Genomic DNA, 20,828 nt, shown 5'->3' on the forward strand with positions numbered 1-20,828 from the left:
GGGTCCATCTTCGCTGCAATCGTTGCAGATGCTTGCTTCGCCGCCGCAACAAACAATACTAACAATTCTTATGTAATTTAGCGCCAGCAAACAAATACAGCAACTGCCGGATACGCGAAAAAACACAGCCCATGCGAACAAGATCAATGTTGAACCGTGTTCTTTTTATTGCACTTATTACAATGAGCCTCATCTCCTGCCGGGAGGGAAAAACCAAACAGGTTGCCGCCATCGTACCCGACATCGGCGCCATGAAGATCAGCGGCGCCATTTCCTGTACAAAAGGACTAACACCCGGCGACAGCACCATCTTCATGAATGGCGGTGGCACGGCTTTTATAACAACAGTGGAAAATGAAATACCGGCTGATCCTGAAAAAATTGCAGGCATGGCATATATCCCCGGCGGAACATTCAGCATGGGCGGCGTAAACCCCGTGGGCATCACCGAAGGGGGACACGAAGCCATGGACGACGCCCGGCCCATACACCAGGTATACGTTGATCCTTTTTACATGGATGAAACGGAAGTAACCAACAAGCAGTTCGCGGACTTTGTAAAAGCAACCGGTTATATTACGGTGGCGGAACAAAAACCCACAAAGGAAGAATTTCCAGGCGCACCGGAAGAAGCGCTTGTTGCCGGCGCGGTGGTATTCACGCCTCCCGCGCATGAAGTGCCATTGAACAATCACCTGCAATGGTGGCAATATGTACACGAAGCCAACTGGCGTCACCCATCGGGACCTAACAGTAATATTACCGGGAAAGAAAACTATCCCGTAGTGCAGATCGCTTATGAAGATGCGGCGGCTTATGCAAAATGGGCGGGCAAGCGCTTACCCACGGAAGCCGAATGGGAATTTGCCGCCCGGGCAGGCAAACCAGGCAACCTCTATACCTGGGGCAATGAAATGAAGGATGCCGGTAAATGGCAGGCCAATACTTTCCAGGGACAATTTCCCAATGCGGATATCGCCGGTGATGGCTTCGCGGGCATTGCACCGGTTAAACAATTCGCGCCCAACGGCTATGGTTTATACGATGTAGCCGGCAATGTGTGGGAGTGGTGCAGCGACTGGTACCGCCCCGATTATTACGCCGGACTTGCAAAAGCAGGCGTTGTTAAAAATCCCAAAGGACCCGACTCATCCTTCGATCCTGCCGAACCCGGCCAGCAGAAAAAAGTACAGCGTGGCGGCTCGTATTTATGCACCGATCAATATTGCACAAGGTACATGGTAGGCACCCGCGGCAAGGGCGAATGGCGCTCCGCCACCAACCATATCGGGTTCAGGTGTGTGAAGGATGTGGAGGGAGAATAGCTTTGAGCTGTCAGCGGTCAGCGATCGGCTGTCAGCAATACCTCTCACCTTTCAACCTTTCACCTTTGACCTCTGACCGCTCCCTTGTACTTCCTTTCCGCTATGCGGCAAATCTGTTAAGCCCGAAGCCGGATCCCGCACGTGCGGGACTAAATCCGAAGGGAAGCACCAAGCCTGTCCGCCGTGGCGGAAACCAAATCACAAAAGACAAACCTGCGGAATATCAAATGCAAATCCGAAGACTAAAATTCGAAATCAGAAGACAAATGCAACCATAAACCACAAACTATAAACAACAAATTAAAATCCGCGTCCTCACCTTTCACCTCTCACCTTTCACCTCTTTACAATTTAATTTTAACACCGCCATTTATTACAAATCCATCTACCGGAGCATAAATGTCTCTAAAAACCGGATTGGTAACGGAGCCTGTGTAAATGGTGTCAAACCTGGTTTGCCGGGTATCAAGGAAGTTTTCAAAGTTTATGAATACAGAAAATTTCTTCCATAGCTTTTCTGCCATCAAACCATTTATCCAGTAAGGCTTTCCTGTTGCGCCATCGCTCAACCTTTGCGGACTGAAATAATAGGCTTCCAAACCAATCTTTAGTTTGTCTTCCTGCTCATACATTAATACATTATTCAACCTGTGCTTTGCCGTTAATGGAAACCAGCTTCTGGTATTGCTGAAGTAACTGTTCACATCTGCATAAGTATAGCCAATGAACAACTTAAAATCGCCGTAAGTGAACCGCAGGTTTGTTTCCATTCCTTTGGTATCTATATAACCATCTGCATTTACAAATTCATAATTGCTGCCTGCCGTATTGGTTAACACCAATGGCTTATTCAGTCTTGTATAAAAGAATAGCTGGTTGATGCTAAAACCTACATCACCAAAATTTGTTCTGTAGTTAAAATCAAGATTACCACCTGCTGACCTTTCGTTGTTTGCTGATTGCCCGTTGATGGGCAGAATGTTTTGAAACTGTACTTTCTCCGCATCTTCATTAAATACAGTAGGTGTTTTATAACCTAAGCCGCCGCCTAACCTTGCCGTTAGTTTTGGAGTTGCTTTTAGCATGGCTGAAAATCTTGGCAATAATTCAAAACCATATTGCTTTACATAGTCGCCTCTTAAACCTGTTTCCAAAGTAAATTTGCCTGTTGGCGACCAGGTGTTTTGCACAAATGCACCAAAGGTATTGTAGTGATAATTTCTTAATGGGTTGGTGTGGTGCCTTTGTTCGCTGAAATCATCGGTTAAGAAATTCACTCCGGCTATCCAGAATGTCTTTTCGCCTTTTGTATTAAAGTTGAGCTCCGAATAAGAAGATTTTTGCACGCCCTCAAAAATGCTGGCAGGCACCGTAATTAACCTGTTGAAGTTTGAATAACTGCTTTTAAACTGAAGATTGCTGTTATCACTTAATTTATGCCGTATATCTGCCTGGCCTGTAAAACGACCGGTATTGTTCTTTTCAAAATAACCTGTTGTTCCGTGCCTGATATAATCCATGCTGCCGCCTGTACGGTCTTCTGTAACGTAGCTAAAACCAATATTGGCATTTGTCTTTTCACCATAAATAAATAGCCTGGGATTAATGGTGTATCGCTCAAACTCCGGAATAGCGGTCAATCCAATATCTGCCGGGTCGTAAGCACGGCCTGTGTTCCTGGAACCGAAAACAGTTAGTCCGGTGTTCCTGAATTTTTGACTGTAAAAACCACTAAGGTCCAAGCCCCTGGCTGATGTGGCATTTGCCATAAAACTCAATTCCCTTTCGGCTGTGGGTGTTTTAGAAACGAGGTTTACCAAACCGGCTATCGCCCCGCCACCGTATAATGTAGATGATGAACCTTTAATTACTTCAACCTGCCTCAGATCAAGAGGGGCAATCTGCATTAAACTTAATCCGCCCGAAAAGCCTGAATAAAGCGGGAAACCGTCTCTTAATATCTGGGTGTACCGGCCATCAAGTCCCTGTATGCGGATGCTGGAATTATAAGAAGTGGCTGAAGTTTGCTGTGTTTGAATACCCGTACTTTCGTTCAGCAGCATTCTTATGTCGCCCGGCTTCATGTTTCCTTTCTCTGTTAGTTCTTCGCCGGAGATCACTTCCACCCGTGTTGGAATATTGGCAATGGTTCTGCTTATACGGGTTGCTGTAATTATTATTTCTTCTTCGTGTTCCTCCCCTTCTTCCAAAAGCACCTCAAATGTTGTGTTGCCGGGCTGCGGCACCTCAACGGTTACTTCCTGTTCTTCCAAATCCACATACGACACTTTAACCTGGTACCTGCCTGCTGCAATGTTTGTAAAGATTGCAATGCCTGCACTATCTGCAACTGCTGTTTTGTTTAATGAAACGATGGTAGCTGTAGCGCCTGCAAGGGGTATCTTTTCTTCGCTGCTTTTAATCAATAATGTAATGGTATGCTGCGCATAAATAGTGAACGCACATAACACTGCTATGCTTAGCAATAGTATTTTCTTCATATTGTGTAAACGGTAATGTGATCAATAAATCCTGCCTGTCCTGAAGCTGTTAACCTGCACGCGGGGGCTGAAAGAGACTGGAATAATACCCTGATTTGAAAGAGAAACAATATTCGCTATACGCCGGTGAATTATTAAATGCAACCGGTTCAAAAGACGTGCTTATCGTATTAAGGGTAAAGCCTGGTGCGGATGAACAAATAGAAAATGGCGAACAGTTGCTACAGTCCTTTTTATGATCTGAACCGGCACTGCCTGCTGTACTTTGCTCTTCCTCACAATTGTCAAAAAAGGAGCAGGGAACGACTGCGCTGAACAAAATATAAATAGCTAATATGCAGGCTATACAATTTTTCACCAGGCGCAAAGGTAATCAAATTGATGGATGGAAACGATGTGATGCAAGTTCCGGCTCTTTCGCAAGTTGGCTTTTGCGGGATTTCATTCCTTCAGCGGCGCTATCGCAACAGACCGGAATACCACCTTGCCAAACTTCGCATACAACCACAAAAAATGGCCTTTGTGGTTTATAACACGGTTTACAATACAGCGGCGATCGTTAATGCTTACGTCAATAATATCATCCTTCATCACAATGTCGAGTTTGACCTTACCGCCCAATCCCTCAACCGCAGTAATTCGTGTATCCGCAAGCGTTACCGATGATTCGTTTGCCGATACAGCCAGCTTATACCCTTCTCCCGCATCTTCATTGGCGCGCAGGTACAATCCATATTCATCATAATTGCCCGATGGTTCAATCTCCATTGTGATCCTGCAGTTAACCGGTACATCTTTTATAAAAGAACCGGTTAATCCGTATGTAGCATTAAATGTATAGCTGTCGCCCGACCGGGAAACCCATTCATTTTTACTCAGCACAAAAGGGATCTCCGCTCCCGTGGCAGGGATCATTTCGGGAACGAACTTTGTACACAGCGTGCCGTCTTCCTGCTGAATGATTTCACGTAAAACCGTATTCCCTCCAAATATCTCATGTCCTTCGTCTTCATTGTCTTTGCGGGAGGGTACCCAGCCTGCGGCTATCCGTCTTCCGTTTACAAAGGCTGCGGTCTTTACCACGTTCGACCATTGTTCTTTAAAAACCTGTGACGCCGGGTATTGCCATGGACCATACGGCTGCCCCGACATTACATAGTAAGTGTCGGAGCCTGTGCTGTACAGCAGGTAATACCACCCGTTCCGGTAAAAATAATCCGGGCACTCCGGTACATCGCTCATGCCGGTAATGACGGGTGCTTTTACTTCCCATTTTTTCAGATCTTTGGAAACCATGTGCACCAATGCGCCATTATTATGGAAGCTACTGTTTTCTACAGCACTTGATACAAACAAATGAAAATTACCTGCGCTGTCTATGGATACTTTTGCATCGCGGAAATGGCGTTTGCTGTATCCCGGCGCATAGGTATAAAAAGGGTTAGGCTGTTGTTTTTTAAAATGAATGCCGTCTTTACTAACGGCATAGCTTAGTTGTTCGCTCCATTCGCCCGAAGAGTCTATCAGCCGGGTAGCATAAAACGCGTAAAATGTATTGTTGTAATACACTACAGACCCGGTGCAGATGGATTTTTCCCAGTCTTCGTCAATACCAAGCACAACAGGATACTGCTTCCAGGTTTTAAGGTCTTTGCTGGTGCTCAGCACCCATTGGTGACCACCCATTCCGTTCAACGCAGAATGATGCCCCGAATCGAGCAGCCAGTACAGGTAAAAAGTGCTGTCGTGGTAAAACGGGATGCAATCACCAACAAACAGATTGCCCTCCGGCTTAAAATAATTCATGGCGTTGGTAGCCTGTGCCGAAGGATCATAGTTAAGGTGAAATGTTGTTTTTTTGGATGGCTGCGCGTGAACGTATAGCATCATTGCACAACATGCGGTAAAAACGGTCAATCTTTTCATTGTAATAAATAAGTGCCTCAATTTACACATTATTAAGCCCGAAATCACAAATCCTAAATCCGAAGGAAACCCACCCAGCTCTGGGCTATGAGCCATCAGCTTTCAGCTTAAGCATACTAACGATGATCTGATTCCTTCTCACTTTTTACTTTTCACATTTCTCGCCTCTCACGTTTCACCCCTCATCATTCACTATTCACTATTCCCTTATACGGCACAAGAAACCATCGCTCTCTTCCCACTCCTCATTCTTTGGCCAAAATGGGGGCAACTCCATAAAATTAGCGGCACAAAAAATTCCTTTTAATAGCTCTTTCATTGTTCGTTCTGCGGACGCAACGAAAGCTTAATTATTAGGTAGGCATATTATATTTTGTCGGCATCTTTAATCTTTAAAAAGTTAACTGGTATGGTCAATTCATTAGATTGCTCGATTGATTTTTTTCGTTCTTCATCATAAACAAGAAACGAAAGATACATAAGTGCAGAACGACTTAATTTTAGAAGCTTAAATGTTTTGTCATAAAATAATTGACGGTCTATTTCAAAAGTTTCTGTTTTTTTAGTCCAAGTTTCATTAAACGAGTTAATAATTTTGAAAGATTTGTGCTCAATAAAATTTCTGATTGTTGCAATTTCTTTGGCATCTGGGTCTATCGTAGTGTCAAATTCTTTTTCATGAAGATCTTTACTCAACCAAAATAACCCTCTCATTGCCCAATTTTTGGTCGTCAATAGTTTTGTATTTAATCCTTTGTTTTTGTCAAGATTATTATACCATACAGTTCTGAAACTTACACGATTCTTATCTAAACCGAGATTGAGATAAATATTTATAAAGTAGGAAATTTTGTCAAATATTGAATAACAAACTCTAAATGCGATTTTAATTTTTTCTAAAGTAAAAGAGTAGTCTGAATAATCTAACGTGTCCATTAGTACAACTTCTTTGTCAGAAAAATGAGGTTTGGGGCTATTTACACTTTCATAAAAAAGAAACCTGACACTTACAAATTCTTGCTTTAATTGATTAAACATACTATGAAAAAATAGCTTGTCATCAGATTTCAATATCATTGTAGGAATAAATAGATAGTCGTGTGCAACGACACTTTCGGTTAAAATATCATTTAATGGGTTTATAAATAATTTATTTTCCGCACTCCATTTTTTATAGTTTATTTCTTTTTTGTCTAATTTTTTATAAAAGTCTTTATACTTTTTGAAATCATTTAATTCTTTTAATGGATATGCACTTTCAATTTGTTTAACCATTCCAGCAAACGCATATTTAGCTTCGTTATAAACTTGATTTGAAGCAATTGCGTTTAAAAGGTCTTTCCTCGCATATTGCATAAAAATAAATTGCTGTGTTGCGTCAAAGACCACTCTTGCGTAGTAGTATAAACCAAATCCTCGATTGCCAATTGCCATTTCAAAATTTTGATCTATTTCTAAACACTGGTTAAAGTATTCTTGAGCTTCTGAAAATCTTCCTATATGACTAAATAAATTTCCTAGATTGGTTTGTATTTGACACTTTTTAAAGTTATCATTTGTATCCTTTAGCAACCTGTTGGCAATCCGCAAATGAATAATTTGCTTTTCTAATTCAGGTGTTTCTAGCGGAAATTCTTCATCAGGAAATTTTATTCGTTGAATGTAAGACCAAACATTGGCTAAAAAATAGTTCAAAATTCCTATTTCTCGTTGATTAAATCTGGCGTTGTCGATTAAGGTAGAGAGTATGTCAATTGATTCTTCAAGCTTCAACAAATTATTTTCTTCACGAGCCGCTTCAATAATTTCTCCAATTGTTTCAAGGATGTCAATCGGCCTTCTTTCGTCAAAATTCATTAAGTTCATTGATTGAAACGTTGTTTGAAATGCTTTCACCTAACGGACAGGGCTTTCCACTATGTTGATATTTCGTGATTCGTCCGATCCGAAGTTGGGTAAAGTTAATGCAGTGGATTATATTGTATGGCTGAAATTTATTCGTTCAGTTCGGACTACCGATATTAGCGCAAGAATGAGGTAAGGCACAGTGCCCGGCCTTCTTGTGCTATATTTATGAATTATATTTTAAATCAATTAATCCTTTCGATCCGCAAAAATTACGGGCGCTACTGTACTTCCAATCTTCGTTTAAGTACTATGCACTGGTCCAAAAATGCTGAAAATGGAATGATACGGGTTGATTGCCGGGTTATAGTAGTGCGGATTGAAACTATTTCAAACCTATCCATTTTTTATTAAAACGGTAGTTTTTTTAGTATTTGGCGTGTTTTGCAATGCGGATGGCGGATTAGTTTCGTTCGCTGTTCAAAAACTTCTTTTGATAAAATTACAGCAAGCGTAAAGTCAAGATAATAGCGTTCCGTCCCGCCGGGTATACAACAACTGATTATTTAGCTAAAGTACAAGTCATAGATATTTGCCGATTGCATTTCATCTGCCAGAACAAAAGCTAAAACAAAGAACCAAAAGTTAAAGAACGTTTTCCGTCCGCCTTTATGCCTGCCTGTTATAGGATGTCTATTGTTGTCCCGCACTTAAAATTAATACAGCAGCCAGGTTTACGCCAAATGCAATGCCCCAATTCCTCCAAACTTTACCTTGCTTAATTTTCTTAGCCTTGTGCGTGTATCCATCATAGTAGTCGGACATTTTCATCAAATCAGGATTGGGATAATTTAGGTTTTTGTCGTTAGGTGGTGTTGAAGAGCAAGCTATTGCTGGTATTAGCCCAAGAAGTGGGGATACCAGCCCTGTAATTAAAGTTCCCGTTGCAGCACCTTTATATCCTTTGTAATATTGCGTTGCATCAGTTTGTCCCTGTATAAACAAATCTTTGCTTGATTTAGCTATAGATGAAGAAATATTTTCGGGCTCTTTATCATTGTTAAATATATCCTTCGTCCCATTTTCATAACGGATCATCAAGACATCTTTTTTGGATATAATGAAAATCGGGCCATCCAGATTATCAAATTTTTTATACCTAATTTCATTTGCGCTTATTTCTAAAACCTTCGCCTGAATATCATCACCCGATTTTTTAGTTATTAGATCTTGCGAAAAACTAAGTGTCAGTGTAAAAATAATTGTCAGTGTTGTAAGGATAATCTTCTTCATTGTTTTTCTAAGTTTAATTTTTCCCATACTTGTTTGGCTTGGGGATTCGCCCCGTTTTTTGAAATGGTTCCTGGTCTCCATGTATGATTATAAAAAGTTAATGTGAGATCTTAAATGCTGTCACGACAAGCAGAAAGAATTGACAGATGGCTTTCTTAAATAACGATTTGCTTCTTTCTAGCCCTGAGCTTGTCAACCTTAAGACCGCTTTGAGCCCATGCATAATTTTAAACTTTTTTTATACGGTACAAGAAACCTTCGCTCTTTTCCTACGCCTCATTCTTGCGCCAAAACGAGGCTTTAGTCGACAATACTGTGTACTTTCTGAAAAAGGTCTGTCAGTATTTGAATTTTGTTAAGTTCTTTCGCTGTTATTACATCTGCTAATTCAGTTGCAAATTCTGGTTTCTTATAAATTTTTTTATGATGAGTGATGTGTTGCTTACTTGCCTTGAAAAATCCCTTTGAAAGTTTTGGACATGTGGCTCTTAAATTCTTAATATGCCCACTAGTCCACTTACCCTTCGTCGGTCTTTCGTAAAGTCGATTAAAGACATCTCGAATTACTGAATCTGGAAATATGTCTTCAAACTCTTGTATGCCTGCAAAAAATACATTTGAAGTTAAGAATGCTCCACCAAATCCAATTTCGTTTAGTTTGTCTACAGTTACATTGGCTCCACAGTTCGGGTTTTGAGTATCCGTATCAAGTAGCATAACTGTTACGTCTTTCTTATTCCTATGCAATAGTTTTAGAAAATTATACCAAGCTCCATTCGAATTCAAGTTTATGAGTACAATTCCGCTTTCAGAAAGTGTCCTATTAAATAGCTTTTTGTAAATTTTGGGGATAGCTGATTCTTCACTTTCTCCCTCAACTAACAAAAAGCACTTTTCATAGAATATACTGCTGTTTTTGATTCCGCCAATAATCGAAATTTGATTTAAGAAGTTTATTATATCCTGGTCACCATCAGAATGCAAATAGTCAACGCTCGACACTCCTGTATTTTGAATTACTTGAATTATTGAGTTAGAAGGTGCTCTGTCAATCATAGCAATTGAATGAGTTGCGATTATAGACTGAACATTTGAATTTGTGTCGTTTGAAACGTCTGTTATTGCATTAAACATTTTTCGTTGAGCATCGTAATGCAAATTAGCATCAGGTTCGTCATATGCCCTAAAAACAGCTCTGCTATTCACCAAGCCAGACTGAACTTCTTTATCCCACTCTAATATTGAAAGAAATAAACGTTTTTTTGAGCCTTCCCCTTTTTGGTCAATTAGTTTGAAACCAGTGCCTTCATCTAGTTCCAAGCCCTGAAAATCTAATCCCCTAGAAAAGTCTATGTCGAGTCTACCCTGAATTTTCAGAACATTTGGATTGTATAATTTAATTTTTGCGAGCAGTTTCTCTTCAATATCTTTATTGAGATTTCGAAAGACTTTTTCTTTCAACCTTTTTATTGAAGACAACTTTAAATTTCCAGATTCGTCGTAAAAATGCGAAGAATAGATATTGTCCAATGTTTTTTTAACTAAGGCTTGTGGATTCCCATAAATATGACTTCCATAGTATTGGTAAATGGGAAGGTGGCTTTGTATATCATTAAAGTTTATCTCTACTTCTGCTGTAGATTTAGGTATTGTCTCCCAATTTTCCTCAATATATTTTTTAAGTGCAGCTCGTCTTTCTTCTTGATTGGGAAGTTCATCAATGCTCAATTCTTCAAGTAGTTGTTTAGTATTTTCAGCATTTAAAGTCTGGTATTGTTCTAAGTTATTATTTTGAAAGACGGGCTTTAGAACAAAGGTTTTAAACGCTTCTTGCTTTTTATACTTTTTTTTGACAGAAAGATTATTTCCAATTAGGTAAGTCTTTAAACTATTTGCATCATCTTTTTGAGTTACCTCAAACTTTGCTTTGATTTCGAACTCATCAACTGAAATGTTATTCAGAGAAAAGTACTCTTCTAAGCTTGGATTTTGTTTTGTTAGAAGTAATTCAATAGCTCGCAAGATTGATGATTTTCCAGAATCATTTTCGCCTATCAAAACAGATATGTTTTGGATTGGAATAACAGTATTGTTTTGAAAACACTTAAATCCCTCTAGTTGAATTTCAACAAGTTTCATAGCTCGCAATATATTATCGTCATCCCTTTATCACCTTTCACGTAGTCTGGTCTTGGGCTAAAAAATACTTCCTCAAGTAGAGTTAAGGACGCGACTTTAGCTATGTCATAAAGCTTCCAACCCATTTTCCCCGTTGAAGAATATCCATCGACTTGGAATGCTCTAACAATTTCGTTGCCCTTCGAATTCTTGCCAAAACAATGAGGCTCAACTACTCGTCTGCCACCATCATAAACAAACTCAATTAGTTTTCGCTTTTCTATTGCTTGTGTAATAAGCAGTTTCATTTTTTAGCTTTAGGGTGTCAAATAGAATTGCCGCTAACTCATCGCTTTGCGCAACCTGCTTTATTTATAAATAATTTTTATCGCTTACAAGCACTCATAAACGCTCCTAAGCGTTTACAACCGGCTGACAGCAATATTCCTTCACTATTGCACTGGTCCAAAAATCCTAAAAATGGAATGATACGGGTTGATTGCCGGGTTATAGTAGTGCGGATTGAAACTATTTCAAACCTATCCATTTTTTATTAAAAACGGTGTTTTTTTTAGTATTTGGCGTGTTTTGACATGCGGGTGGCGGTTTTATTGCGTTCGCGGTTGAAACCAGGTATTAATAGATTTGCAGCATGCATTGTTAGCGCGGGCTGATCCGCCGCGGCGGATACCGGCCGCATCGGGCAACTTCGGATCAGCACAAAAGTTTAATAGTTTTATAGCGTCAGGGTCTCGCCGCCACACAGTTGCCCGGCTGTGAAGACCCCGGCGCGACAACTCCTTCGTCGGATGCCGACCGCACCAGACAGATTTATGCTTCCACCAAAAAACAATGATCTACTTCTTTCCCGTCTTTCTAAAGTTATATGCTTCCTGTATGAGCGGCTTCAGGTCGGCAATGCCGGTATTTTTTAAATCTGCTTTTAGTCCTACAAAATACTTTCTGTTTCTGCGAACCAGCTCAAATTTTTCAGGTTCGCTGTTTGATAAGGACTCAGCCAAAAGCTCCGGCAAGGCCATAATGGCCGCGTCTTTCTGAACCGTTATAAATCCCCTGTCTCCCACTTTAAAAGTAGGCAGCCTGAAGTGTAAACTTTCAGTAACCGCCGGCAATGCCAAAGCTATTGCCCTTATTTGTTCTAATGTAACCATGACTGCCTGGGTTTCAAAATCATCAGGATAAGAACAGCAAAAACAAAGGTCAAAACAGCAAATGATTGCTCAAAGTTTGTTTTTGCGAAAAGATTACCAACCGTATTCAGAACAAATAAAGCAAGAAAGATCCATAGTATTACGTCTATTGCTTTTTTCTTAAACCGGAATTTTATATAGCTGGCTTTCATGAGCAGAACAAGTCCCAGAAATAAGTTGATCAAAATGGAGATGGCTTCAAAAACATACATTTCCTGATCATTTTCAAGTCGCCCGCCCCAGGCGATCTTATAAGGAATTGCTTTAGCGATCACAGCGATATGAAACAGAATTACCGCAACAAGCAATCCCAGCAAAATATTTATTGATGTTTTAAACTGCATTTTATTTTTTAAGCAAGTATTAGGTTTGGAGCTTGTCAGACGATTAAGGATGAGCGATGAGCCGGTTGAAGAACAAAAGATGAAGTAACAACAAAAAGATGAACAAAGTGTGTCTGCCGGATAAATTATTTAGCGGCAAATACAGAGATTATTCGCCGAAAGTTCAAAGTGTCAGACTATGTAAATCCCATTCGCGCGTTTTCTTTACTCAATTTCCAAAAGGTGCGAAACGTTAACGATGGGCTCCAGATTGGTGGGCGCCGTTATGCTACTTTGGAACTGAATGTTTTGATAGATTGAATCGAAGAAGCTTTATTGGAAAGCTCTTCTTCTATATCAAAATCGGCTTGCATACCAAGCCAGAATTTTGCAGAATTTCCAAAATATTTACTGAATCTCAGCGCAGTACCGGCAGTAATCCGCCGGTTACCTTTTATGATTTCAGAAATACGGGTCTGAGGTATTTCAACATCTTTTGCAAGTCTGTATGCAGAAATATTCAATGGTAACAGGAACTCTTTAAGAAGTACTTCACCCGGATGTATATTTTTAAGTTTTGCCATTTTACTTTGTTTAATGATAGTCAATTATTTCAGCTTCAAAAGCATTGCCTGAATTCCATTTAAAAATTATTCTCCACTGATCATTTACCCTAATGCTATAAAAATCTTTAAGCTTTCCGGATAATTTTTCAAGTCTGTTGGAAGGAGGAATTCTTAAGTCTGCAAGATCAGCGGAGTTATTAAGCATTCTCAATTTTCTTCTTCCAATGTTTTGAATTTCAACCGGCAGTTTCTTAACTCTAATACCATTCCAAATTTTTTCTGTATCCGAATTGCCAAATGAAATGATCATGCTATTTCCGTTACTAACGCCAAAAGTAAGTATTTTAAATGAAAATGAAAAGAGGCTTGAGTTAAAAAGGTATTATGGCGCCCAATTCATCCCTTTGTGCAACCCGCATTATTTATAAATAATTTTGAGCATTTATAATTACTTATGGGATGAAACGGGTTGATGCCGGGCGTTAAAAGCTGAGGATCTTCTCCAGCAGTTCAATGGAAAGTTCATGCGTGGGATTGAATTTTTCTCCTGCCGCATATTGCAGTAAACTGGCTTTCAGTTGCCGCGCCGCAGGACGCTTGCCGGCATCCGTATCCAGGTCAAGCGCGCAGATCAGGAGCTTACCCTTTCCCACACGGGTTTCAAAAATGATCCCCAGTTTATAATTCCTTTCGTAATTATCAATCACCTGCACAATAGGACTGTAATCCGCCGGTGTTTCATTCAGTACAACCGACTTCGACCTGTTAAACCGGTCGTCCCATTCATGCATTGCTTCATCGCCTGCAATACCGTACGATGCCTGCGCCGTATACCGGCCCAGCAGGTCGGCCCATTGCCAGTCGCTGTGCGCTTCCGTAGGAAAGCCGGCCAGCGCCGGGTGTTGCGGATTGCAGAGCACGCTGAGTGTGCCGGCCTGGTTAAAAAGCCGCATGTTCCAGAAAGCGGGCATATAAGTGCCGGGTATTGCGCTCCTGCCTTTGGATACAGGAGGAAACTGCCGCACACTATCGGGCCCCATAAACGCAGTTTTAATTTCATATAACCCTTCAGCAGGCGAAGAAAACAATAGCACACGCTCTCCATTTGCCAGGTCTTTGCGGGCCGCATCATCAAAAGCATAATGCACACGCACATCAGGCGCTGCAGCAGCCTGCTTTGCAGGATATACCCATATATTCCAACTGTTGGATGTGCCGCCTGCACTAACGGTAACCAGTAAGCGGGAAGGGGAATGCGCCTTTTTTAGGGAGGCTTTAATATCCCCGATGAAAGTCACTTTTCCCTGCTGCATTGTGCTGCTGGCGAAACTTCCGGAGGCGATTGTATTATTTTGTTCATCGGTTATCTTCCATTCGGCAGCAGATCGCAGCGCCGCAGGTCCGTAATTGGAAAGCATGGCTTTTGCGGTAAACAGCTCATCGCTGGTATAGATCCGCTGCGGCATGCTTAAAAGACATACTACCGGCCCGCAAAAACGACGGAACTCAGCCGGCGTTATCAATCCTTTTGAATCCCAGAATGCATCCAGCCAGCCAATGATGGCACATCCTTCGCCCGGAAAATCACGTGCTTCCACAACCTGGAAACCACCATAAGGATAGGAACGCAAGCATCCTTCTATCTCATCTTTATACAGCGACACGGCGAACTTTCCGCTTGCCTGTGCAAACGCTTTGTTCTGATCGGCCATATTATTTTGTGCGAGTGAATGCCGGAACCCTTCGTAATTGTATGGTCTGAGCGTTCCCGTAAACTTTTCCAGTTGGTCAAAATCAGGATAGCTGGCCCATTGACCTACTTCGTGTGCAAAGGTTGGCAATGACGACAACCTGTATTTTTCCGTCTCCGCAGTTTTGATCAGCGACCACCTGTCCCAGTCGGTACGCGGACCTTTAACGCCACGCTGCCCGATCTCCGTTCCCCTTTCCGCGAAATCGCCATTGGTAATGGTATCTCCGTTCTGACAGCGGTACAACATACGGGTATCTATACTCCTGCCTTTATTAACCAGCACTTCAAATGGGCCCGGCGATTCATTGCCCATTGCCATAAACGCAAAGGAAGGATGGTTGCCATAGGTTTCAAGAATGCGCTGCAGTTCATCAAACAGGAACTGGTCGCGGAGCGGGTGTTCGCCAAACACAGGCGCATCTATTGACCAGAAAGGAAGCTCCACCTGCAAATAAAAGCCAAGTTCATCCGCTGCTTCAAAAGCCGCTTCGGGCGGGCACCAGGAATTGAAACGCATAAAATTAAAGCCGTATGATTTACAAATGCCCAGCACACGCACCCACGAAGCTCTATCCATGGGCGGGTATCCTGTTAAAGGATAAATACATTCGTTCACCGGGCCACGCATGAGCACAGGCCGCCCATTAACAACAAACTGGCCTTTGGCAGTTGTTAACTTTCGTATGCCGTACTTCATGCTCTTTTTATCTTTGAATCTCCCCGAACTAAGGGTAACCGTAACCGTATGAAGGGCAGGTGAAAATTCATCCCATACAGGTGCAGCGGGTTTGAAGGGCAGGTCTATGATAGCTCCTGCAGCAGGTACGGTTACCTGTCTGTTCTGCAAAACAGCCTGGTGACTCTTCCCTGTGATATTTCCCAGCTTCACCTGCAGGCGGTCTGCATATACCTGTATATCGCTGATCCATATTGGGTCGGTAGCCCGCAATTCCATCCGCCCGGTAATGCCGTTCCAGTTTCCCTGTGTGTCATCTGTAATGGCAAAGCCCCAGGTGCCAATAGGAATGCTGCCGTAAGTATTGTCTATACAGATTGCTATAGTATGTGTGCCGGGGTTCAGCAGGCCGAGATCATACACATGCGGGGCGGAAAGACTGTTCCGCAAACCATAGGGAATGCCGTCTATCCACAACGATGATTCCCAATGGCATCTTTCTAAAAAAAGTGCTGTTCTTTTTCCTTTCCATGATGCGGGTACTGTTATTGTGCGGCGGTACCAGGCTTTGCCTTCGTATTTTATTGCTCTCGTTAAACGGTGCGGATCTTTCACTGTGTTTTTAATACCAAAGCCCCGCTCTTCGCAGGAGCCCGGCAATTCAATGCTGTCGGGCAGTTGCGCATCAAACCACCTTTCTTCCAAACCTTTATTATTAGCGTCAAGCCGAAACTTCCATTGTCCTGCAAGGTTTTGAACCTGGCTGTGTAATGCTCCCGTCATTATTGTAACAAGAATAACAAGAAAAGCGCATTTTACTTTTGTCATAAAAAAGAAAAAGATTGGGAAATAAAAACCGCGGGCTCAGGTCAGCGCTATACTTTCTATTGCCTCAAAAATCCTTGATTTGGGATCTTTCATAATTTTACCTTCCACCTGGTTCCATAGTTTTCTTAATGCATTCTGCATTTGTTCCGCCTCCTGTACAGTATCAAACTCAAGCGATACCATTACGTAATTGGTATTGCCGATGGGGTGTAACACCTGGTAACGGCGAACGCCCGACTGTTTGCGGTTTAACGGATCGCTGTCGAAAGCCTTTTTCCATTGCTTAAAATCAGGCACAGGGTGTTCAATTTGAAGGATGATCATAATAAGCTACTTTAAGTTTTAACCAATTCTGTATTTACTGCTTTAAAAGCATTTTGCCTTGCCTGTTCAATGGTAAGACCGATGCTGTCAAGTAGCTGGTTGTATTTATTTGAAGCTGGCTTCATGTTTTTTATTGACCTGTAATTTTTTTTGTACTTTCCCGCTAAACTTAAAGTTTATTAAACTGTATCCGCGGTTATGCAGCAAAAACTTAGCCGTTGTTCCGGCTTTCGTTATCACTTTCGGGAACCGGAGCGCCGCTTGCTGCCTGAACGGTGTTGCACCATGCAGATTTCGCTCCTCTTATTAAAGCATTATCATATTCCGCGTTTGTATTCATAGTATAAATGGCTTTGGGAAGATCATCGAGCAGCTCACTGATCTGCGATATATCCTTTTTATTTAGTGTCTCTAATAAACAAAGTGATTTTTGCGCCCACATGCCGCTTTCATACGCTTCAACAGAATATAAAGTGTACCCCAGCATTAGTGCTATCGTTCGCCAGTCCTGTATTTCTTTCAGCGGTTTTTTTGATTTTTTTTCAAGCAGCATTATCCAACTGGCCAGCGCAAAAGAAGTTGTACTGCACAAAAAATCCTCCAGCTTTTCCTTATCGCCCGAAATGCCCGCGGTTGTGCGCTTAGAAGCATTGCTGAAGAGTTTATCTTCATTTATAATTTGTGCTTTAACTACAAAAACTCTTAAAGTAGCGATCAATGCTGCAATGTCTGATTTTACTTTTTGCGTAGCCTGGAAATCACTGCTGGCTAATGTACGGGACAGTGTATCCTGCTTTTTGAGCGTATACAAGCTAACGCATATGGCAATGGCGGCGATAACAGCAGCAATAAAATTTGAATTGTTTATAAGCCAGTTAAGAATATCCATCATATTAATGGTTTAAAACCCATTGAAAATATTATTCATAAACCATTGCATAGGATAGAAAATGAAAGAACAAAATATTGGGGTGGTTTGCAACGGGCTACAGGATGGTTACCAAACCTGGATGCCGGCATGGTATCATTTCGAAGGTTTTACCCCTACTCCTTTCATCACCTGCTTTACAGCGCCCTGTATCCTTTCTTCCACATTGTCTGCAAAGGGACCCGGCAGTACATAGTAGATCATGCTGCTGTTGGCTTCATAGCCGCCTTCGCCCAATATTCTTTTAGTGGGAATATAACACATCACTTCATTGCTGTACCCGCCTACAAATAAATTTTCTTTTTTAAAGGTTTGCTTGGCCCATAGGGCGTAATCCACCACCACTTCTCCCGCCATGGCTAAAATAGTAAGGTCTTTGCCGAAGCGTATACACTGAACAGGATAATTGTATTTGCTTACATCCCATCCTTTGTTATAAGCCTGCAACATCAGCTTCGCTCTTCTTTGCACATATTCATCACCGGTTACCATATCATTTTGGTACAGTTGCAAATCAAAAGGAAGGAATTCCAATTCCACCGTTTCATAACGGGTAGTGATAGGCGCACGAACCGGTTGCAATGTTCCTGTGAGCACTTTTTGTACCGATTCGGCCAGTGATTTTCCATGCTGCATGGCGTGTTCTACTGTACCCCGCGGATTGGGATTGATATCGCCGCAACAACCCTGGAAAAACAAAGCCGTAATACCGGGATACATTTTTTCCAGTTCAATTTGCGCATAACCTGCATAATCGCCGTTCACTTCGGTGTAATCGCCGGGTAACGTTGTATTGTGACAGGCATAACCAAACAATACAGCTTTCAGCTCACCGCCGGGTGTAGCAATTTTAAGTACAGGCACATCGTGATCCACGGGACGGATTGTTAATTTAGGGTCGCGCCTGTTGAAGGCAAAGTCTGCTTCCCCGTGCCCGCTCCATACCTGCATGGGCGCAAGACCGGCCATCGCCATATCTACGGCCGCTATAATATCTTCCACCAGTTGCCGGGTGTATTTGTATACCGTTTGCATATCATCGGGCTTGTAATAAAACATACCGGCTGCCGGCCAAACCATGGGAGCCGAATGGGTATGCGATGAATTCAATAATAATTGTGAACGCTGGATGCCGTATTTATCGCTCAGCCTTTTAGCGATATCCACCGATATTTCGTGCGACAAGCCAAGCAGATCCGTTGTAACGATCACTACCCTGCTGGTGGGGGATTCCTCAAAAACAAGCGCCTTGGCCCAAAGATCGTGCGCAATGCCGGTGGCGGGTTTTAACCTGGCGGGGTTGGCGTAACCATTTAACCAGGCATCTCCCTGCGGCGTAATGGCTTTGCGGCCAATACCCACTTTCATATCACCGGCCCACAACTTAGCCGTTATTAATATAAAGGCCACGGTAAGTATAGGGATGAGTATTTTTTTCATGCGCGCATTTTTTATTAAATCTAATCAAAATTCCTTTTACTGTCGTTTGTCATTCCTACGAAGGAGGACTACCGGCGGGCAGGCTGGTAATGATAACAGTAGTAGAAATGTTGAGCATTTAAAACAAAGCCAAAGCAACAACCCACTGCCTGTCACCCTGACGCAGCTTGCCTACCGACAAGCAGGGAAGGGTCTGGATCGGTTCAACCATCGCAGATGGTCCGTTCCTCACCATGACAATACAGAGAGGTACAGATGCTTCCTGCGTCAGCATGATAAAACAGCAGTAAAGCCGTTGAGCATTTAAAACAAAGCCAAAGCAACAACCCACTGCCTGTCACCCTGACGAAGGAAGGGTCTGTAATGACTACCGACCATTCACTTTTCACCTCTCACCACTCACAACCCTCACCCCTTACCCAACGCCGCCGCGTTCTTTTGTATTTTACGGATAGCCGCGGCAATCTGATCCATATCCGTTTTACTGCCCAGCAACATGTTCTGGAAAAACCATATCGCCTGTTCGGTGCTCAGTATATCGTTTTGCGGACATTGATTGCGCGCTAACCATTCCTGCATGGTTTTTTCACCGTATATTTTAAGATAGTGTTTGTTTTTGGCGAGACCGGTAACATAGCTGTCTTTGTTGATCATGCCATAACCTCCGGAGCAGGGAATACCTTCGGCACTCAATGCTTCGAGGAATTTTGCACGGCTTAAGCCCGCGAAATGCTCTTTATTATAGCGGAACATATACAGGTGATAAGCACTTGCGGTAGTGCCTTCATACAATTTAGCCGGGGTGATGCCCGGAATATCATTCAATAATTTGCTGAGGTAATCAGCGTTTTCCGTTCTGCGTTTCGACTGCTCCACAAGACGCGTCATCTGCGCCAGCAAAATACTGCCCTGGAATTCGGTAAGCCGCATATTGGTTCCGCGGGTACCCACGCCCGGGTTGTATGCGGCGCGCTGGCCTCCCTGCCCCTGGTTATGAAAAGAATAGCAGGTTTTGGCAAATGACGCATCATTGGTAACAATAGCCCCGCCTTCTGCACAGTTTAAATTCTTCGACGACTGAAAGCTAAAGCCGCCCGCCAATCCGTAAGTACCCACTTTCTTTCCGCGCCATTCTGCCAGGTGCGCCTGGCAGGCATCTTCTATTACAGGAATTTTTTTTCGGTCAGCAATCTCCATGATCATGTCTATGTTGGCAGGTGAACCGCCGATATGAACGGGCATGATGATCTTAGTTTGAGCGGTGATGGCGGCTTCAATTTTACCGGCATCAACCTGGAAGCTTTCTATATCGGTATCTACAAATACAGGCAGCGCATAATTGAGCACCACCACATTGTAGGTGGCAATAAATGTATACACGGGAATGATCACTTCATCGCCGGGGCCAATATCAAGGGCGCCCAGCATGGTATACAATGCGCTGGTGCCGCTCGACACGCCAAGACAATGCTTTGCGCCTAACTGTTTCGCATATGCGCTTTCAAAAGCCGGCATCACATTGCCATCTAACCGTCCCCATTTTTTACTTTTCAGCACATCCATCAGTCCCTTTTCTTCGGGTTGGCCGTATACCGGCCAACCCGGGAATGCCGGGGGAAATGTTTTTGTGCCTCCCAAAAGCGCGGGCTTTGCATTGCCTGCACGTGCAGATGCAATATGCGGCGCTCCAATGGCCAACCCCGCTCCCGCCATAGAAAGGGTATTGATAAATTTCCGGCGGTTAAAGTTGCTTTGCATGCGTATAGATTTA

At 42.5% G+C, this 20,828-nt stretch carries 17 protein-coding genes; 1 reads left to right on the forward strand and 16 read right to left on the reverse strand.

Annotated elements, in window-relative coordinates:
* Window positions 1-131: 131 nt before the first annotated feature.
* The gene (locus FRX45_RS16790) at window positions 132-1,325 is read left to right on the forward strand and encodes a formylglycine-generating enzyme family protein (protein ID WP_226805425.1); all 1,194 of its coding nucleotides are present in this window, start codon (window positions 132-134) and stop codon (window positions 1,323-1,325) included.
* A 344-nt stretch (window positions 1,326-1,669) separates the two neighbouring features.
* Here the strand turns inward: FRX45_RS16790 and FRX45_RS16795 are convergent, their stop codons facing one another.
* The 16 genes from FRX45_RS16795 to FRX45_RS16865 all read right to left on the reverse strand — a co-directional run bounded on the left by FRX45_RS16795 (window position 1,670) and on the right by FRX45_RS16865 (window position 20,815).
* Window positions 1,670-3,826 carry a TonB-dependent receptor gene (locus FRX45_RS16795; RefSeq protein WP_152269611.1) on the reverse strand — a complete coding sequence of 719 codons (2,157 nt, stop codon included), beginning with the start codon at window positions 3,824-3,826 and terminating at the stop codon, window positions 1,670-1,672.
* Between the two features lie 49 nt (window positions 3,827-3,875).
* The gene (locus tag FRX45_RS23865; RefSeq protein WP_394350034.1) at window positions 3,876-4,184 is read right to left on the reverse strand and encodes a DUF6660 family protein; all 309 of its coding nucleotides are present in this window, start codon (window positions 4,182-4,184) and stop codon (window positions 3,876-3,878) included.
* A gap of 83 nt (window positions 4,185-4,267) precedes the next feature.
* On the reverse strand, window positions 4,268-5,752 hold the full coding sequence (locus tag FRX45_RS16800; protein ID WP_193311746.1) for a family 43 glycosylhydrolase: 1,485 nt from the start codon (window positions 5,750-5,752) through the stop codon (window positions 4,268-4,270).
* Between the two features lie 366 nt (window positions 5,753-6,118).
* A complete protein-coding gene (locus FRX45_RS16805; RefSeq protein WP_152269613.1) occupies window positions 6,119-7,609 on the reverse strand; it encodes an LA2681 family HEPN domain-containing protein in 1,491 nt (496 codons plus the stop codon).
* A 681-nt stretch (window positions 7,610-8,290) separates the two neighbouring features.
* Window positions 8,291-8,917 carry a hypothetical protein gene (locus tag FRX45_RS16810; RefSeq protein ID WP_152269614.1) on the reverse strand — a complete coding sequence of 209 codons (627 nt, stop codon included), beginning with the start codon at window positions 8,915-8,917 and terminating at the stop codon, window positions 8,291-8,293.
* 273 nt (window positions 8,918-9,190) lie between these two features.
* A complete protein-coding gene (locus FRX45_RS16815; RefSeq protein WP_152269615.1) occupies window positions 9,191-11,029 on the reverse strand; it encodes an ATP-dependent nuclease in 1,839 nt (612 codons plus the stop codon).
* Window positions 11,026-11,316, reverse strand: a complete 291-nt coding sequence (locus FRX45_RS16820; RefSeq protein ID WP_152269616.1) for a hypothetical protein — start codon at window positions 11,314-11,316, stop codon at window positions 11,026-11,028. The genes FRX45_RS16815 and FRX45_RS16820 overlap by 4 nt, the downstream gene beginning before the upstream one ends.
* Window positions 11,317-11,865: 549 nt before the next feature.
* Entirely contained in the window at window positions 11,866-12,180 is a 315-nt protein-coding gene (locus tag FRX45_RS16825; RefSeq protein WP_152269617.1) for an MmcQ/YjbR family DNA-binding protein, read from the reverse strand.
* Entirely contained in the window at window positions 12,168-12,563 is a 396-nt protein-coding gene (locus FRX45_RS16830; protein ID WP_152269618.1) for a hypothetical protein, read from the reverse strand. Before FRX45_RS16830 ends, FRX45_RS16825 begins: the two co-directional genes overlap by 13 nt.
* 263 nt (window positions 12,564-12,826) lie before the next feature.
* Entirely contained in the window at window positions 12,827-13,126 is a 300-nt protein-coding gene (locus FRX45_RS16835) for a HigA family addiction module antitoxin (protein ID WP_152269619.1), read from the reverse strand.
* Between the two features lie 10 nt (window positions 13,127-13,136).
* Window positions 13,137-13,418, reverse strand: a complete 282-nt coding sequence (locus FRX45_RS16840; RefSeq protein ID WP_152269620.1) for a type II toxin-antitoxin system RelE/ParE family toxin — start codon at window positions 13,416-13,418, stop codon at window positions 13,137-13,139.
* 172 nt (window positions 13,419-13,590) lie between these two features.
* Window positions 13,591-16,365: a sugar-binding domain-containing protein gene (locus tag FRX45_RS16845; RefSeq protein WP_152269621.1), complete on the reverse strand. Its 2,775-nt coding sequence runs from the start codon at window positions 16,363-16,365 to the stop codon at window positions 13,591-13,593.
* A 36-nt stretch (window positions 16,366-16,401) separates the two neighbouring features.
* Window positions 16,402-16,689: a DEAD/DEAH box helicase family protein gene (locus tag FRX45_RS16850; protein WP_152269622.1), complete on the reverse strand. Its 288-nt coding sequence runs from the start codon at window positions 16,687-16,689 to the stop codon at window positions 16,402-16,404.
* Window positions 16,690-16,900: 211 nt separating this feature from the next.
* Entirely contained in the window at window positions 16,901-17,581 is a 681-nt protein-coding gene (locus FRX45_RS16855) for a hypothetical protein (RefSeq protein ID WP_152269623.1), read from the reverse strand.
* A 132-nt stretch (window positions 17,582-17,713) separates the two neighbouring features.
* A complete protein-coding gene (locus FRX45_RS16860; protein ID WP_152269624.1) occupies window positions 17,714-19,057 on the reverse strand; it encodes a neutral/alkaline non-lysosomal ceramidase N-terminal domain-containing protein in 1,344 nt (447 codons plus the stop codon).
* Window positions 19,058-19,465: 408 nt separating this feature from the next.
* A complete protein-coding gene (locus tag FRX45_RS16865; RefSeq protein ID WP_152269625.1) occupies window positions 19,466-20,815 on the reverse strand; it encodes a DegT/DnrJ/EryC1/StrS family aminotransferase in 1,350 nt (449 codons plus the stop codon).
* Window positions 20,816-20,828: the final 13 nt, after the last annotated feature.

Origin of the sequence: Agriterribacter humi (assembly GCF_009192765.1) — a bacterium.
Classification (GTDB): Bacteria; Bacteroidota; Bacteroidia; order Chitinophagales; family Chitinophagaceae; genus Agriterribacter; species Agriterribacter humi.

What these genes read in the sequence shown, in the direction of transcription:
- FRX45_RS16815 (WP_152269615.1), bottom strand. Translation starts at nt 11,029, where the DNA reads ATGAAACTTGTTGAAATTCAACTAGAGGGATTTAAGTGTTTTCAAAAC.
- FRX45_RS16835 (WP_152269619.1), bottom strand. Translation starts at nt 13,126, where the DNA reads ATGGCAAAACTTAAAAATATACATCCGGGTGAAGTACTTCTTAAAGAG.
- FRX45_RS16820 (WP_152269616.1), bottom strand. Translation starts at nt 11,316, where the DNA reads ATGAAACTGCTTATTACACAAGCAATAGAAAAGCGAAAACTAATTGAG.
- FRX45_RS16825 (WP_152269617.1), bottom strand. Translation starts at nt 12,180, where the DNA reads ATGGTTACATTAGAACAAATAAGGGCAATAGCTTTGGCATTGCCGGCG.
- FRX45_RS16855 (WP_152269623.1), bottom strand. Translation starts at nt 17,581, where the DNA reads ATGATGGATATTCTTAACTGGCTTATAAACAATTCAAATTTTATTGCT.
- FRX45_RS16860 (WP_152269624.1), bottom strand. Translation starts at nt 19,057, where the DNA reads ATGAAAAAAATACTCATCCCTATACTTACCGTGGCCTTTATATTAATA.
- FRX45_RS16830 (WP_152269618.1), bottom strand. Translation starts at nt 12,563, where the DNA reads ATGCAGTTTAAAACATCAATAAATATTTTGCTGGGATTGCTTGTTGCG.
- FRX45_RS16850 (WP_152269622.1), bottom strand. Translation starts at nt 16,689, where the DNA reads ATGATCATCCTTCAAATTGAACACCCTGTGCCTGATTTTAAGCAATGG.
- FRX45_RS16865 (WP_152269625.1), bottom strand. Translation starts at nt 20,815, where the DNA reads ATGCAAAGCAACTTTAACCGCCGGAAATTTATCAATACCCTTTCTATG.
- FRX45_RS16790 (WP_226805425.1), top strand. Translation starts at nt 132, where the DNA reads ATGCGAACAAGATCAATGTTGAACCGTGTTCTTTTTATTGCACTTATT.
- FRX45_RS16845 (WP_152269621.1), bottom strand. Translation starts at nt 16,365, where the DNA reads ATGACAAAAGTAAAATGCGCTTTTCTTGTTATTCTTGTTACAATAATG.
- FRX45_RS16800 (WP_193311746.1), bottom strand. Translation starts at nt 5,752, where the DNA reads ATGAAAAGATTGACCGTTTTTACCGCATGTTGTGCAATGATGCTATAC.
- FRX45_RS16840 (WP_152269620.1), bottom strand. Translation starts at nt 13,418, where the DNA reads ATGATCATTTCATTTGGCAATTCGGATACAGAAAAAATTTGGAATGGT.
- FRX45_RS16805 (WP_152269613.1), bottom strand. Translation starts at nt 7,609, where the DNA reads ATGAATTTTGACGAAAGAAGGCCGATTGACATCCTTGAAACAATTGGA.
- FRX45_RS16795 (WP_152269611.1), bottom strand. Translation starts at nt 3,826, where the DNA reads ATGAAGAAAATACTATTGCTAAGCATAGCAGTGTTATGTGCGTTCACT.
- FRX45_RS16810 (WP_152269614.1), bottom strand. Translation starts at nt 8,917, where the DNA reads ATGGGAAAAATTAAACTTAGAAAAACAATGAAGAAGATTATCCTTACA.